The organism is Kitasatospora sp. NPDC088742, from assembly GCF_055584905.1.
In genome coordinates, this window is the sequence record NZ_JBVJLD010000013.1 from 24,112 (window position 1) to 39,041 (window position 14,930).

A 14,930-nucleotide genomic window follows, 5' to 3' on the forward strand; every position below is an offset into this window, starting at 1 on the left:
TTCCTGTCGGAGCGGGAACGCCCCGGCAGATGGTGGGTGTAGCTCAGTTGGTAGAGCACCTGGTTGTGGTCCAGGTGGCCGCGGGTTCGAGTCCCGTCACTCACCCCATCGCCTTCAGGCCCTGGTCTCAACGGACCAGGGCCTGAAGGCTTTTCGCGTTCCGTCGACGGGGGGAAGTACTACCCTCATTTCCTACCGGCTAGTAACATCGCGTCCATGACCATGACCCAGATCGGCCAGCTGCTCGACTCCACCGTCCCCATGGCCCACACCCTCGGCCTGGAGTACCTGGAGACCACCCCCGAGCGCGCCGTGCTCCGCCTCCCGGACCGGCCCGAGTACCGCAACCACGTCGGCGGCCCGCACGCCGGTGCGATGTTCACGCTGGCCGAGACCGCCAGCGGCTGCATCGTGCTGGCCGCCTTCGGCGACCAGCTGGGCCGGGCCGTGCCACTGGTCGTGAAGACCGAGACCGCCTACCTCAAGCTGGCCAAGGGCCCGCTCACCGCCACCGCGACCCTCGGCCGCCCGGTCGCCGACGTGGTCGCCGAGCTGGACAAGGGCGAGCGCCCGGAGTTCGAGGTCACCGTGGACGTCACCCGCGAGGACGGCGACGTCACCAGCACCATGAAGATCTCCTGGACGCTGCGCCCGAACTCCTGACCCGGAGTCAGGCCGGGCCCGGGTGAGCCACCTCACACTCACCCGAGCCCGAGCCCGAGCCCGAGCCCGAGCCCGAGCTGAGCCCGAGCCGAGCCCGAGCCCACGCAGGTGCCTGAGCCCGAGCCCAAGACGTCACGCCGAGTCCCGCACCACCAGCTCGGTCGCCAGCACCACCTGCCGCCGCGCCCGCCCCCGCTCGGCGATCTCGTCGAGCAGCAGCCGTGCCATCGTCCGGCCCATCTCCTCGATCGGCTGCCGCACGCTGGTCATGGCCGGCTCGGTGTGCCGGGCCACGATCGAGTCGTCGAAGCCGATCACCGCCACGTCGTCCGGCACCCGCCGCCCGGCGGCCCGGAGCACCTGCATCGCCCCCGCCGCCATCACGTCCGAGGCGCAGAACACCCCGTCCACCTCCGGACGGCGCGTCAGCAGTTCGCGCATCGCCAGCCGCCCGCCCTCCTCGGTGAAGTCGCCGAGCACCACCAGCTCCTCCCGGAACGGGCGGCCGGCCTCCTCCAGCGCCCCCCGGTACCCGGCCAGCCGGGCCCGGGCCACCTCCATGTCCATCGGGCCGGTGATGGTGGCGACCTGTTCGCAGCCACGCCGCAGCAGGTGCCGGACGGCCATCCTGGCGCCGCCCGCGTTGTCCGCGTGGACGTAGCTGAGCGGCTCCAGGTCGCCGCGGCGCCCGGCCAGCACCGAGGGGATCTCCAGGCTCTCCAACAGGGCCGGCAGCGGGTCGTCCTGATGCACCGACACCACGAGTACGCCGTCCACCCGTTGCGCGGTCAGATAGGCCGAAAGTCGTTCCCGCTCGCGCTGGTTGCGGACCAGGATCAGCAGCAGCTGCATGTCGGTCTCGGCGAGCTCGGCGGAGACCCCGCTGATGATGTCGGAGAAGTACGGCTCCGAGAACAGCCTGGTCTCCGCCTCCGGCACCACCAGGGCGATCGAGTCGGTCCGCGAGGTGACCAGGGTGCGGGCGGCCCGGTTGGGGACGTAGCCGAGCTCGGCGATGGCCGCGTTGACGGCCTCGCGGGCCTTCTCGCTGACCCGGGGGGAGCCGTTGACCACCCGGGAGACGGTGCCCCGGCCGACGCCGGCGAGGGCCGCGACCTCCTCCAGGGTGGGGCGGGCCGTGGTCCGGCCGGCCCCCGGTTCCCCTTGGGGCCCCGTCGGGCGCTGTGCGGTGGTCTGGCTCATCGCTCACCTCGTGGGACGCGTACGTGATCGGGGGTCTCTGCTGCTCATTGTGGCCGGTGGACGTCCCTTCCCGACCGCCCGGTACCGGGTGGTCGGCCCCTGCCGCCCCGCCGGGGCCCGGGACACGCTCCGGCAACGGTTGTGACACCTGCTCTTGACACCCGCCCCTGCCAGCCAGCAACCTTCCGGCATGCCTTCCGTGGGAGCGCTCCCATGCAGCGACTCCCAGACTCTACCGGCCAATTCCGCGCAATACAGCACCCTGCCCCACCCGGACCAAGGAGAACGTCATGCGCCCCACCACCTCCCGCCCCCGCAGAAGCGCCGCGCTCACCGCGACCACCGCCACCCTCGCCGCCACCGCCCTGCTGCTGACCGGCTGCTCCAGCTCCGCCAGTGACACCCAGGGCGGCGGTGATGCCAACGCGAAGATCACTCTCAGCCTGGGCGACTTCGGCACCTTCGGCTACCAGGAGGCCGGGCTCTACGAGGAGTACATGGCGGCGCACCCGAACATCACCATCAAGTACGAGACCGCGCAGGACGGCCAGAAGTACTGGGACGCGCTGACCACCCACCTCGCCGCCGGCAGCGGCCTGGCCGACGTCCAGGCCGTCGAGGTCGGCTACATCGCCCAGGCCACCGGCAAGTTGGCGGACAAGTTCGTCGACCTCGGCAAGACCGACGGGGTGAGCGCGGGGGCCTGGCTGCCGTGGAAGTCGCAGCAGGCGACCACCGCCCAGGGCGCGCTGATCGGCCTCGGCACCGACATCGGCCCGATGGCGATCTGCTACCGCAAGGACCTGTTCCAGCAGGCCGGGCTGCCCTCGGACCGGGAGGCGGTCGGCGCGCTCTGGGCCGGGGACTGGTCGAAGTTCGTCGACAAGGGCAAGGAGTACCAGGCCAAGGCCCCGGCCGGGACCTTCTTCACCGACTCGGCCAGCGGCCTGTTCAACGCGGTGATCTCCAGCAACACCCAGCAGTACTCGGACACCTCCGGCAAGCTGGCCGTCAAGGACAGCGCCACCGTGAAGAAGGCCTGGGACCTCTCGGTCTCCGCCTCGCAGGCCAAGATCAGCGCCGGGCTGCGGCAGTTCCAGAAGCCCTGGGAGTCGGCCTTCGCCAACGCGAAGTTCGCCACCGTGGTCTGCCCGTCCTGGATGACCGGCATCGTCAGCAAGCAGTCCGGCGAGGCCGGCAAGGGCAAGTGGGACATCGCCAAGGCGCCGGTCGCCGCCAACTGGGGCGGGGCCTTCCTGACCGTGCCGAAGGCGGGCAAGCACACCAAGGAGGCCGCCGCACTGGCCGCCTGGCTGACCGCGCCGGAGCAGCAGGCCAAGGTCTTCACCAAGGTCGGCAACCTGCCCTCGACCTCCGCCGGCCTCCAGCTCCCGGCCGTTCAGTCGGCCAAGCTGGACTACTTCGGCGACACCCCGACCGGCCAGATCTACGCGGCCGCGGCCGGTGCCATCCAGCCCGCCAAGATCGGCCCGGACGACGGCACCGCGAAGACCATCATCACCGACAACGGCGTCCTCGACATCGAGGAGCACGGCACCGACCCGGCCAAGGCCTGGCAGAACGTGCTGAAGGCGATCGACGACAAGATCACCAACTGACGCCCGACGCCCACCCGTTCCGAGCTGCCACCCCGGCCGGCCGGCGCCTGACGGCCCGCCGGCCGGGGTGGTGCCCCAGCCACCACCCCGGGAGGACGCCCCGTGGCCACCCCTGCCCCACCCCGTACCCAACGAAGCAGCAACCGGCCGCCGGCGACGTCGAGTTGGCGCTCCCGGTTGTACCGGCTCGACATCAAGGCCGCGCCCTACGCCTACATCGCCCCGTTCTTCCTCTGCTTCGCCGCCTTCGGCCTCGTCCCGCTGATCTGGACCGGCTGGCTCTCCCTGCACCAGGTGGACCTGCTCACCCCGGACGTCATGGAGTGGCGCGGCCTGGGCAACTACACCCGGCTCTGGTCGAGCGAGCAGTTCTGGACCGTGCTGCGGAACACCTTCACCATCGGCGTCCTGTCCACCGTCCCGCAGCTGCTGATGGCCCTGGGCCTGGCCCATCTGCTCAACTACCGTCTGCGCGGCCGGAGTTTCCTCCGGGTCGCGGTGCTGGCCCCGTACGCGACCTCGATCGCGGCGGCCACCCTGGTGTTCGTCCAGCTGTTCAACCCGGACTACGGGATCGTCAACTGGGCGCTCACCTCGCTCGGCTTCGACCGCACCGACTGGTTCGCCGACACCTGGCCCTCCCAGATCGCCATCGCCACCATCGTGACCTGGCGCTGGACGGGCTACAACGCGCTGATCTACCTGGCCGCGATGCAGGCCGTTCCGAAGGACCTCTACGAGGCGGCCAGCCTGGACGGGGCGTCCCGCTGGCAGCAGTTCACCCGGATCACCATCCCCTCGATCCGGCCGACCATCCTGTTCACCGTCATCGTCTCGACCATCGGCGCCACCCAGCTGTTCGGTGAGCCGATGCTGTTCGGCGGCGGGGTCGGGGTGAGCGGCGGCTCCGCGCACCAGTTCCAGACGCTGAGCCTCTACCTGTACGAACTCGGCTGGCCCAACCGCCAGTTGGGCCGCGCCTCGGCGGTGGCCTGGACGATGCTGCTGATCCTGCTGCTGGTCGGCGCGGTCAACCTGCTGATCGCCCGCCGCAACCGCGCCAAGCTGGGAGGCTGAGCGATGAGCACCCTGACCACCCCCTCCGCCGCACCCACCAACACATCCCGGCCGGCCCCCGCCGCCAAGCGGCGCTTCCGGGCCGGGGCCGGGGACCACGACCGGGCGGGGCCGATCTCCTACCTGCTGCTCGGCCTGGCCGCGGCCGTCTCCCTCTTCCCGCTCTACTGGACCTTCGTGGCGGCCAGTCACACCGGTGAGCGGGTCGCCCAGTCCCCGCCCCCGCTGCTGCCCGGCGGCTCGCTCTGGGCCAACATCTCCACCGTCTGGGACCAAGCCGCGATGGGGCAGGCGCTGCTCAACTCGACCATCGTGGCCGGGCTGGTCTCGCTCTCCACGGTGGCCTTCTCCACCCTGGCCGGATTCGCCTTCGCCAAGCTGCCGTTCCGGGGCCGGAACGCGCTGCTCACCCTGGTGGTGGCGACCATGACCATCCCGCCCCAGCTGAGCGTGATCCCGCTCTACCGGATCATCACCGACCTGCAGTGGGGCAACCAGCTCCAGTCCGTCATCCTGCCCTCCCTGGTGGCCGCCTTCGGGGTCTTCTTCATGCGTCAGTTCCTGGCCGAGGCCCTGCCGGTGGAGCTGATCGAGGCCGCCCGGGTGGACGGCGCGCACAGCCTGCGGATCGTCTGGCACGTGGTGTTCCCGATCGCCCGCCCGGCGATGGCGGTGCTCGGCATGCTGGTCTTCGTGCAGTCCTGGAACGACTTCTTCTGGCCCTTCGTGGTGCTCACCCAGCAGAACCCCACCGTGCAGGTCGCGCTCTCCGCGATCGGCGGCGGCAGCGCGTACGACATCAACCAGGCGGTCATCATGACCGGAGCCCTGGTCGGCACCCTGCCACTGCTGCTGATCTTCGCCGTACTGGGCAAGCACATCGTCGGCGGCATCACCGCCGGCGCCGTCAAGAGCTGACCACCGTCAGCTCCCTCCAACTTGGGAGCGCTCCCGCCATGACCGTGACCGAACCCAGTCCGCTCAGCACCGGCCCGGCCTTCCCGCCCGGCTTCGCCTGGGGCGCCGCCACCGCCGCCTACCAGATCGAGGGGGCCGCCGCCGAGGACGGCCGCACCCCCTCGATCTGGGACACCTTCAGCCACACCCCCGGCAAGGTGGCCGGCGGCGACACCGGCGACATCGCCGTCGACCACTACCACCGCTTCCGCGAGGACGTCCGGCTGATGGCCGAACTCGGCCTCACCACCTACCGGTTCTCGCTCTCCTGGCCGCGCATCCAGCCCACCGGCCGGGGCCCCGCGGTCGAACGCGGCCTGGACTTCTACCGCGCACTGGTGGACGAGCTGCTGGCGAACGACATCACCCCCGTCGCCACCCTCTACCACTGGGACCTCCCCCAGCACCTCGAGACCCCGTCCACCAGCGGCTCCGCCGCGGGGGGCGGCTGGCCCGCCCGGGAGACGGCTTACCGCTTCGCCGACTACGCCGCACTGGCCGCCGAGGCGCTCGGCGACCGGGTCACCACCTGGACCACCCTCAACGAGCCCTGGTGCAGCGCCTACCTCGGCTACGGCTCCGGCGTGCACGCCCCCGGGCGCACCGACCCCGCCGACGCGCTCCGGGCGGCCCACCACCTCAACCTCGGCCACGGCCTGGCCGTCGGCGCCCTGCGCTCCGTCCTCCCCCGCACCGCGCAGCTCGCCGTCTCGCTGAACCTGCACCAGATCCGCCCGCTCAGCCAGGACCCCGCCGACCTGGACGCGGCCCGCCGGATCGACGCCGTCGGGAACCGGATCTTCACCGGCCCCATGCTGAACGGCGCCTACCCCGACGACCTGCTGGCCGACACCGCGCACCTGGTGGACTGGGACACCCTGGTGAAGCCGGACGACCTGGCCGAGATCGCCCGGCCGATCGACCTGCTGGGCATCAACTACTACACCCCGACGGTGGTTTCGAGCACCGCCAACGCCGCGCACCTGCCGCGCCACGACGGCCACGGGGCCAGCGAGCACTCCCCCTGGCCCGGCGCCGAGGAGGTGGCCTTCCACCTCGCCCCCGGCGAGGTCACCGCGATGGGCTGGCCGATCGACCCGAGTGGTCTGACCGACCTGCTGCTCGCGGTCCACCGGGCCCACCCCGGCCTGCCGATGCTGGTGACCGAGAACGGCGCCGCCTTCGAGGACCGGGTCGGCCCCGACGGCACCGTGGACGACCAGGACCGGATCGCCTACCTGCACGGCCACCTGGCCGCCGTGGCCCGGGCGGTGGAGCTCGGCGCGGACGTGCGCGGCTACTACCTCTGGTCGCTGCTGGACAACTTCGAGTGGGCGTACGGGTACGCGAAGCGCTTCGGCGCCGTGCACGTGGACTACGCGACGCTGGCCCGCACCCCGAAGGCCAGCGCGCGCTGGTACGCCGAGGTGATCCGTACCGGAACGCTCCCGGCGCGCGAGCAGCAGTGACCTGACGGGGCGTGACCTTCGCGGGTGGGGCGTCGTTCTCTGTTGACGTGCGAGCAAACCACGTGGCGCAGCCGCGAGTCGAGGGACCGGACGGCGAGTGTACGGACTCCGGGGCGGAGGCCGGAGCGGGTGGCGGGGCGGGCGCCGGTGCCGGTGCGGGGCGGGGGCGGCTGCCCCGGCCCCGCACCCGGACCCTGGCGGCCGGTGGCGCGGTGCTCGCCCACGTCTGGGGCCTCGGGCTCGGGGTGGGCACCGCGTACGCCGCGGACGGCTCGGCGGTGGCGGGGCTGCTCGGCCCCGACCTGGTCCAACGGGCGGACGCCCCGGCCCTGTTGGGCCAGCTGACCGGGGTAGCGACCCCGGTGCTGGAGCAGCAGACCGCCTCGGTGGCCAAGGCGTTGCAGGAGCGGATCAAGACCGACGGACTGCCGCTGCCCGGCCAGGCCACCACCGTGCCGGACGCGTTCGCCATCGCGGCGGTGCTGCTCCCCACGGTGCCGCCGCAGCCGCGCGGCGACCAGCCGCGGGCCTCCCGCTCCGCCGCCGAGGACCAGCCGGGGGCTCAGGCGCCCGGGGCCCGGCCCAGGATCGAGACCCCCGCCGCTCCGGGCCCCGCCGCCGGGGCGGTGCGGGCCCCGGCCGGCAGCGGCGGCCCGGCGGCGCCCGTCGTCCGGACGGCCACCGTCCAGCTGCCGCAGGGCGGTTGGGGCCTCGCCGTACCGGAGGAGGAGGTCACGCTGGCCGCCGCCACTCCGGTGGAGACCGAGGGTGAACTGACCGCCGTGCTGGTGCCGATCGCGGCCGGGATGCTGCTCACCGGGGCGGCGATGTACAAGCACAAGGGCCTGCCGCGCGGCCACTGACCACGGGCCGAGGGCGCAGCGCCGGGGGTCAGCGGAAGACGCCGGGCGGCGGGGTCGGGGACGGCGCCGCCGTGGCGTCCGTGGCCGGGAGCGCCCCGGCCGTGAAGTCGGCCAGCCCGCGGCCGTGTTCGATCCGGCCGAGGTAGGAGTCGGAGGCCACCCGGCGGCCCAGGTCGTCCAGCGGGAGCGGCTGCTGGGCGGCCGCCAGGATCAGGTTGCCGAAGCGCTTGCCGCGCAGCACCGCCGGGTCGGCGATCAGGCAGACCTCCGGGAAGGCCGCCAGCAGGGTGGCCACCTGGGAGCGGGCGAAGGGCAGAGCACCGCCGTCGGCGATGTTCACCGCGTACCGCCCGCCGGGGGCCAGCGCGGCGGCCGCCAGGGTGGCAAACTCCACGGTGGCGCAGTGGGCCGGGGTCCGGGCGCCGGAGAAGACGTCGGCGATCACCAGGTCCACCGAGCCCTCGGGGGTGCGTTCCAACACCGCACGGGCGTCCGACCCGCGCACCTTGATCTGCCAGCCGCGCTCCAACGGCAGTTCAGTGCGCACCAGTTCGGTCAGCTCGGGGTCGATCTCGGCGACCTGCTGGCGGGACCTCGGGCGGGTGGCGGCGGTGTAGCGGGCCAGGGTGAGCGCGCCGCCGCCGAGGTGGAGCACGGTGACCGGGCGGCCGGGCGGGGCCGCCAGGTCGATCAGGTGGCCCAGGCGGCGCTGGTACTCGAAGCCGAGGTGGGTCGGGTCGGCCAGGTCGACCAGGGACTGCGGAGCGCCGTCCAGCAGCAGCGTCCAGGCCCGGGCGCGGTCCCGGTCGGGCACCAGCTCGGCCAGGCCGGAGGCGACCTTGCGGGCCAGCGGCCCCTGGGCGTGGGTACGGCCCTCGGCGCCGGTGCTGCTCGCGGGGCCGGCGGCGGCCGGCTCGGTCTCGGTGCGAGCCCGACCGGCCCGGTTGCGTCCCATGCCGGCCATTATCGCCGGACGGCGGGGCGGAGACGGGCACCGGCTCGGCGGCGGCCCGGCACCGGCCCGGCGGGCGCGCAGTGCGGAGCCGCAGGTCAGCGGCCGGGCAGGGAGGAGGAAAGCGGGCTCAGAACGGCCCGAGGCCCCCGGCGGCCAGGGTGCAGGCGGCCTCGCAGAGGGCCGAGCGGAGCACCCAGGGGTCGGTCGGACGGGCCAGCGCGGTGGGGCCGGAGGGCGGCATCACCCAGCGCGGGTCGGTGGCGGGGAGCAGCCGGGCTCCCGGGGTACAGGAGGTGCCGGGCAGGTGCCACTGCCCGGCCACCCCCGCGGGGACGAGGAACGCGATGGCGGTGCCGCCGTCGCTCTGCAGGACCGTGCCGCAGGCGCGGCGCAGGCGCAGGATGTCCACCGTCTCCAGACCGTGCCGGACCGCCACCGTGACGGTGTCGAAGCCGGCCTGGGAGGAGGGCAGGACGGGCACCGCGGGCGCGGCCGCCAGCAGCGGCCGGCGGGCCCTGGGGGTGGCCGGGACGGTGATGTGACGGTACTGCGGAAGTCCGGCGGCCATGGGCCCTCCTGTCTCCTCGTCAACTCGGCGGCCCCGGCCGCTCGCCCGGATGCGCCGGACGGCGTGGGGTCGGCCAGGGGCCGCCATGTATCAGGACAACGCGAAAGGGTGCCGAAAGGCCACGGGCTGACGTACAGCAACCGATGGCGCTTCATGGCATTTCAGAGCAACTCTGTCCGGTTTGTGGCTAATTGACCGTACATCACCCCACAACCGGACGTGTCCGGTCCGTGACAGTCGGTACTCTCTGCGCTGGATCGAGACCCCCCAGCTCGGAGCGCAGCACGATGGCAGCCACGAGACCACCCGTCCCCAACGCCACCATGCGAGCGCTCCGGGGTGACCTCTCGCCCGGCGAGTTCGCGCTCGCGGTCCGACGGGCCGCCCGGGAGATCGGCGAGCACGTCTCCTGCGACGCCCGCTACGTCGGCCGGGTGGAGTCCGGCGAGATCCGCTGCCCCAACTACGCGTACGAGCGGGTGTTCCGGCACATGTGGCCCGACCGCACGCCGGCCGAGCTCGGGTTCATCCCGCGTACGGCGGTCCGCCGCCGCGCGGCCGACCCGCCGTCAGTCCCGGGTCCGAGGCTTCGTCCCGGCGGGCTGCCGCCGCTGGACGACTCGTACCTTCCCGACGAGGAGAACGACGACTTGCGTCGCCGAACCTTCCTGACCGGCGGACCGGCCGCCGTCCTGGCCCCCACCGTGCCGGCCCCCACCGCACTGGCGCCCACCTCGCTGGCCGCCGCCCTCGGCCTGGACCGCCCCGCCCTGGCGGCCCCGCGCTCCGCCGCCCCCGGCCACACCGTGCCGCCCCCGCGCCGGGTCGGCGCCGCCGAGCTGCGCGGCGTCGAGCAGGCCGTCCGGGACATCCGGCTGCTGGACGACGTGCACGGCGCCGACACCCTGTTCGAGCTGGCCGGCCAGTCCCTGCGCAGCGCGTACGTGCTGCTCAACGACGGCGACTACGGCGCCGCCACCGAACGCCGACTCCAGTCCGGCGCGGGCGAGTTGGCCATCTCGGTGGGCTGGCTGGCGCACGACTCGGACCGCACCGTGGAGGCCCGCTCCTTCTACGCCGAGGCGCTGGCCACCGCCCGGATGGCCAACGACCCGGCCCTGGAGGCGCACGTCTTCTGCAACAGCGCCTTCCTGGCCCGGGACACCGGCCGGGCCCGCGAGGCCCTGCGGGCCGCCCAGGCCGGGCAGTCCGCGGCCCGCCGGCTCGACTCGGCCCGGCTGCTCTCGCTGCTGGCCATGCGGGAGGCCGGGGCGTGGGCGCTGCTCCGCGACCGGGGGGCGTGCGAGCGGGCGCTCGGCCGCGCGTACACGCTCTTCGACCAGGGCGAGGCAGAGGCCGACCCGGAGTGGATGACCTTCTTCGGCGAGGCCGAGATCGCCGGGCTGGAGTCCCAGTGCTGGTCCGCGCTGGAGGTCTGGGACCGGGCCGGGCTGCTGGCCCGTCAGGCGGTGGACCTCCAGGAGCCGCACTTCGTCCGCAACCGGGTGCTCTACACCGCCGAGTTGGCGCACGACCGGCTCGGGCTCGGCGACCTGGCCGGGGCCGCCGCACACGCCTCCGAGGCCACCGCGCTGCTGGGCGAGGTCCGTTCGGCCCGGATCCGGGCCATGCTCTCCGGGACGGCGCGGCGGCTGCGGTCGCACCGGGCCGTCCCGGAGGTGGCGGCCTTCCTGGCCGCGTACGAGGCCGCCTGACGGCGGGTCGGTTCCGCTACTTCCCGAGGTGGGACTGGTCGTTCCAGAGTTCGACCGCCGGGGCGCCGTACTCCCAGGAGAGGACCGAGAGGGCGGCGGTGCCGAGCTTGAACCGCTGCGCGTACTCGGGCGGCAGGCCGAGCCAACGGGCCGTCATGATGCGGAGCAGGTGACCGTGGGCGAAGACCACCACGTCGTGGTCGGCGCAGTGCATGGTGGTGGTGTCCGGGTGCGGGGTGCCGTGCTCCTCGTGCAGGCTCGCCAGGAAGGCGTCCACCCGGGCCGCCACCTCGGACAGCTTCTCGCCGCCGGGCACGCCGTCCCGCCAGATCAGCCAACCGGGCTGGTCGGTGGCCCGGATGTCCGGACCGGTCCGGCCCTCGTACTGGCCGTAGTCCCACTCCAGCAGCTCCTCGCGGTCCACCGCGCGGGCACCGAAGCCGGCCAGCTCGCAGGTCTCCCTGGCCCGGGAGAGCGGGCTGGTGTACACGGTCGCGTCCGGCAGTCCGTTCCACGGCGCGGCGGCCAGCCGGACCCCGAGGGCACGGGCCATCTCGCGGCCCTCCTCGGTGAGCGGCACGTCGGTGCGGCCGGTGTGCTGGCCGGTGACGGACCAGGCGGTCTCACCGTGGCGGACGAGCACGATACGGGCGGGCATGAGCGGCTCCTCACAGACTCGTTGGCATTCTCCCCGGCCAAGACGGGCGCCGGCCGGCCTCGCCATCGAGTCGCCGGCACCCCATGATCCCCCACCACCGGATCCGGCGCGGCCGCCGGGCCCGTCCACCGCCGGCTCAGCCCCGGCCCGGCTGGACCATCTTCCGGCCGGCCGTGCTGCCACCGTCCACCGCGACCGAGGCACCCGTCATGTAGGGGAAGTCGTCGGAGGCGAGCCCGAGCACCGCGCCCGCGATCTCCTCGGCCTCGGCCATCCGCTCCAGCCCGTCGATGTTCAGCGGGCCGAACGCCTTCTTGTACGCCGCCCACCCCTCGTCGGGGATGCCCGGCGGGCGGACGAAGGGGGTGTCGGTGGTGCCGGGCAGCAGGGCGTTGACCCGGATCCCGCAGGGGCCGTAGGCGAGTGCGGCGGCCTTCACGATGCCCTGCACCGCCCGCTTGCTCGCGGTGTACGCGGCGCTGGTCGGCCGGGCCTGTTCGGCCGCCGAGGAGGAGGTGCAGATGATGACGCCCCGCCCGGCCCGCAGCATGTGCGGGACCTGGTACTTGACGGAGAGGAAGACGCCCCGGGCATTGGTGGCCTGGACGTCCTCCCACTCCTCGAGGCTCAGCTCGTGCGGCACCTTGCCGCTGCCGATCCCCGCGTTGTTGAAGGCCACGTCGATGCCGCCGTACCGGCTCGCGATCCGGTCCACGAAGCCCTGCACCTGCTCGGCCACCCGCACGTCGGCCTGGACGTAGCTGGCCTCGCCGCCCGCCTCCCGGATCTCCCGCTCCACCTGCCGCCCCAACTCGGCCCGCCGGCCGCAGAATCCGACGTGCGCACCCGCCGCCGCGAAGGCCCGGGCGGTGGCCCTGCCGATGCCCGAGGTACCGCCCGTGACGAGCACCGACCGGCCCTGGAACCGCCCGTCCCGCAGGCGCGCCCCGGCCGGCGCGGCGCCCGCCGGCCGGGCGCCCGTGCCGAGGACCGCGCCCGCCGCGCCCAGGACGGCCGCGCCCCCGAGCAGAGACCGCCGCCCCAGGGCGCCACCCTTCGAATCCTCGTTCCCACCGGTGCCGCTGTCGTTCGAGTTCGTCTCCATGGCGACCACGCTCGCAGTCCGGACCGGGTGTCCGGCTCGGCCCACGGGCCGGACCTCGCGGCCGGTGGGAGGAGCTGCCCTCCTCCCACGGCAGGACCCCGGGCGCACCGCCACCCGCCTATCGTGAGGCGGGTGAATCGATCAGGCGTTGAGCTCGTGTTCGACCAACGGTTCGCCGCGCTGCGGGCGTTGGCGCTGGTCGGTGTCCTGATCGGCGACCTCCTGCTGGTGCACCGGCCCTCCGGGCCCCGGGACCTGGCCCTCGCCGCCGCCGGGGTCGCCCTGTGCGCGGCCGCCGCGCGGTGGGCCTTCGGCTCGCTGCTCGTGCTCTGCGGCCTGCTCGTCGCCGCGCACGCGCTCGGCTCGGACATCGTCCCCGCCCTCAAGGTGCTGGCGGCCGTCACCCTCTTCGAGCTGACCGTCCGGGAGCAAGGCCGCCGCCCGGCAGCCGGGTCGGCGGTGCTGGCGCTCGCCGTCGCCGTGAACCGGCTCGCCGACCTGCCCGCCGAACTCCCGTCCGTGCTCTACAAGATGGGCATCGTGGCCGGCCTGCCGCTGCTCCTGGGCGGGTACGTACGGACCGTCCGGGACGCCGCCCGTACCGCCCGTGCGCACGCGGCGCAGCAGGCGGCCGGCGCCGGGCAGCGGGTGCTGGCCGCCCGGGCCGCCGAACGCGCGGCCGTCGCCCGCGAGTTGCACGATCTGGTGGCCCATCACGTCTCGTCGATGGTGCTGCGGGTCGGCATCGCCCGGCACGTCATCCCCGCCACCGTCGACGCCCGGGTGACCGAGGTCTTCGACGACCTGCACGCCAGCGGCAGCGAGGCGCTGGCCGACCTGCGCCGCCTGGTGGCCGTCCTGCGCGACCCGGACAGCCTCGCCGGCGCCGGTGCGGCCTCCGCCCTGGTCACGCCGGGGGCCCTGCCGGCCGCGCTGGAGTCCGTCCTCGAGAGCGGCCGCCGCACCGGACTGACCGTCACCGCCGCCGTGGACCCGGCCCTCGCCCACCTCGACGCGGTCCGCGCCCTCACCGTGCTCAGGCTGGCCCAGGAGGGCCTGGCGAACGCCGCCCGGCACGCCGGCACCGGCGCCCGGGCCGAGTTGACCGTCCGGACGGCCGAGGACGACGCCGTGCACCTGACGCTCCAGGACGACGGTGCGGGCCGTCCCGGCCGGTCCGCCCCGGGCCCGTCCGGGCACGGACTGATCGGCATGCGCGAGCGGGTGGCCCTGTTCGGCGGCCGCCTGACGGCGGGCCCGGCCGCCCGGGGCTGGCTGCTCACCGCCACCCTGCCCGCACCGGTCGTCCCGGCCGTCTCACCCACCCCGCCCGCCCCCGTACGAGTCCCGGAGCAGACCCCGTGATCCAGATCCTGGTGGCCGACGACCAACAGCTCGTCCGGATGGGCCTGCGGATGCTCTTCGAGCAGGCCCCGGACATCGAGGTCCTCGGCGAGGCGGAGAACGGCGCGGAGGCGGTCCGGCTGGCCGAACGCCTGCGCCCGGAGGTCGTCCTGATGGACCTTCGGATGCCCGTCCTGGACGGCATCGCCGCCACCCGCCGCATCCTGGCCGCCCGCCCCGCCACCCGTGTCGTCGCGCTCACCACCTTCGACGACGACGAGCACCTGTACCCGGCGCTCGCCGCCGGGGCCTGCGGCTTCCTGGTGAAGGACACCCGGCCGGCCGAGCTGGTCGAGGCCGTGCGCCGGGCCGCGGACGGCGAGGCCCCGTTCAGCCGGGCCGCGCTCGACCGGCTGGTCAGCCACGCCGTGGGCGCCCGGGCCGCCGGGCCGCCCGGCACGGGCACCCCGGAGGCGGCCGACAGCACCCCGCACCTCACCCCACACATCACCCCGCGCGAGCGGGAGGTGCTCGGCCTGGTCGGCAGCGGCCTGTCCAACCGGGAGATCGCCGAGCGCCTGCACCTGGGCGTCACCACGGTCAAGACGCACGTCGCGAACCTGATGGCGAAGACCGGCCGGGACAACCGCATCCGCCTCGCCGTCCTCGCCGTGGCCGCGGGTGTCACCCCGGACCAGCGACCGCCGGCCACGCAGTAGTCCGGGTTGCCCGTC

14 protein-coding genes and 1 tRNA gene are annotated in these 14,930 nt (G+C 74.1%); 10 read left to right on the forward strand and 5 right to left on the reverse strand.

Going from position 1 to position 14,930, the window contains the following annotated elements:
* The first annotated feature begins 32 nt into the window (after positions 1-32).
* Together ACZ6ZR_RS13135 and ACZ6ZR_RS13140 are read left to right on the forward strand one after the other, a co-directional pair.
* A tRNA-His gene (locus tag ACZ6ZR_RS13135) sits at positions 33-108 on the forward strand.
* A 108-nt stretch (positions 109-216) separates the two neighbouring features.
* The gene (locus tag ACZ6ZR_RS13140; RefSeq protein ID WP_465642173.1) at positions 217-663 is read left to right on the forward strand and encodes a DUF4442 domain-containing protein; all 447 of its coding nucleotides are present in this window, start codon (positions 217-219) and stop codon (positions 661-663) included.
* A gap of 132 nt (positions 664-795) precedes the next feature.
* Here the strand turns inward: ACZ6ZR_RS13140 and ACZ6ZR_RS13145 are convergent, their stop codons facing one another.
* Positions 796-1,866: a LacI family DNA-binding transcriptional regulator gene (locus ACZ6ZR_RS13145; RefSeq protein ID WP_465642174.1), complete on the reverse strand. Its 1,071-nt coding sequence runs from the start codon at positions 1,864-1,866 to the stop codon at positions 796-798.
* Between the two features lie 290 nt (positions 1,867-2,156).
* Here ACZ6ZR_RS13145 and ACZ6ZR_RS13150 point away from each other — a divergent pair, with 290 nt between their 5' ends.
* The 5 genes from ACZ6ZR_RS13150 to ACZ6ZR_RS13170 all read left to right on the forward strand — a co-directional run bounded on the left by ACZ6ZR_RS13150 (position 2,157) and on the right by ACZ6ZR_RS13170 (position 7,851).
* Positions 2,157-3,485, forward strand: a complete 1,329-nt coding sequence (locus tag ACZ6ZR_RS13150; RefSeq protein WP_465642175.1) for an ABC transporter substrate-binding protein — start codon at positions 2,157-2,159, stop codon at positions 3,483-3,485.
* 102 nt (positions 3,486-3,587) lie between these two features.
* Entirely contained in the window at positions 3,588-4,562 is a 975-nt protein-coding gene (locus ACZ6ZR_RS13155; RefSeq protein WP_465642176.1) for a carbohydrate ABC transporter permease, read from the forward strand.
* Between the two features lie 3 nt (positions 4,563-4,565).
* On the forward strand, positions 4,566-5,480 hold the full coding sequence (locus tag ACZ6ZR_RS13160; protein ID WP_465642177.1) for a carbohydrate ABC transporter permease: 915 nt from the start codon (positions 4,566-4,568) through the stop codon (positions 5,478-5,480).
* A gap of 38 nt (positions 5,481-5,518) precedes the next feature.
* Positions 5,519-6,988: a GH1 family beta-glucosidase gene (locus tag ACZ6ZR_RS13165; protein WP_465642178.1), complete on the forward strand. Its 1,470-nt coding sequence runs from the start codon at positions 5,519-5,521 to the stop codon at positions 6,986-6,988.
* 62 nt (positions 6,989-7,050) lie between these two features.
* On the forward strand, positions 7,051-7,851 hold the full coding sequence (locus ACZ6ZR_RS13170; RefSeq protein WP_465642179.1) for a hypothetical protein: 801 nt from the start codon (positions 7,051-7,053) through the stop codon (positions 7,849-7,851).
* A 28-nt stretch (positions 7,852-7,879) separates the two neighbouring features.
* Here the strand turns inward: ACZ6ZR_RS13170 and ACZ6ZR_RS13175 are convergent, their stop codons facing one another.
* Complete coding sequence (locus ACZ6ZR_RS13175; protein ID WP_465642180.1) at positions 7,880-8,806, reverse strand: spermidine synthase; 927 nt, start codon at positions 8,804-8,806, stop codon at positions 7,880-7,882.
* A 127-nt stretch (positions 8,807-8,933) separates the two neighbouring features.
* Positions 8,934-9,374, reverse strand: coding sequence for a hypothetical protein (locus tag ACZ6ZR_RS13180; protein WP_465642181.1), 441 nt, complete (start codon positions 9,372-9,374; stop codon positions 8,934-8,936).
* 287 nt (positions 9,375-9,661) lie between these two features.
* On the opposite strand from ACZ6ZR_RS13180, the gene ACZ6ZR_RS13185 reads away from it, so the two are divergent.
* The gene (locus ACZ6ZR_RS13185) at positions 9,662-11,089 is read left to right on the forward strand and encodes a tetratricopeptide repeat protein (RefSeq protein ID WP_465642182.1); all 1,428 of its coding nucleotides are present in this window, start codon (positions 9,662-9,664) and stop codon (positions 11,087-11,089) included.
* A gap of 16 nt (positions 11,090-11,105) precedes the next feature.
* Here the strand turns inward: ACZ6ZR_RS13185 and ACZ6ZR_RS13190 are convergent, their stop codons facing one another.
* Together ACZ6ZR_RS13190 and ACZ6ZR_RS13195 are read right to left on the reverse strand one after the other, a co-directional pair.
* A complete protein-coding gene (locus ACZ6ZR_RS13190; RefSeq protein ID WP_465642183.1) occupies positions 11,106-11,747 on the reverse strand; it encodes a histidine phosphatase family protein in 642 nt (213 codons plus the stop codon).
* Between the two features lie 136 nt (positions 11,748-11,883).
* A complete protein-coding gene (locus ACZ6ZR_RS13195; RefSeq protein ID WP_465642184.1) occupies positions 11,884-12,852 on the reverse strand; it encodes an SDR family NAD(P)-dependent oxidoreductase in 969 nt (322 codons plus the stop codon).
* Between the two features lie 156 nt (positions 12,853-13,008).
* On the opposite strand from ACZ6ZR_RS13195, the gene ACZ6ZR_RS13200 reads away from it, so the two are divergent.
* Both ACZ6ZR_RS13200 and ACZ6ZR_RS13205 read left to right on the forward strand, forming a co-directional pair.
* Positions 13,009-14,217 carry a sensor histidine kinase gene (locus ACZ6ZR_RS13200; protein ID WP_465642185.1) on the forward strand — a complete coding sequence of 403 codons (1,209 nt, stop codon included), beginning with the start codon at positions 13,009-13,011 and terminating at the stop codon, positions 14,215-14,217.
* On the forward strand, positions 14,214-14,915 hold the full coding sequence (locus tag ACZ6ZR_RS13205) for a response regulator transcription factor (RefSeq protein WP_465642186.1): 702 nt from the start codon (positions 14,214-14,216) through the stop codon (positions 14,913-14,915). The genes ACZ6ZR_RS13200 and ACZ6ZR_RS13205 overlap by 4 nt, the downstream gene beginning before the upstream one ends.
* The last annotated feature ends 15 nt before the right edge of the window (positions 14,916-14,930 follow it).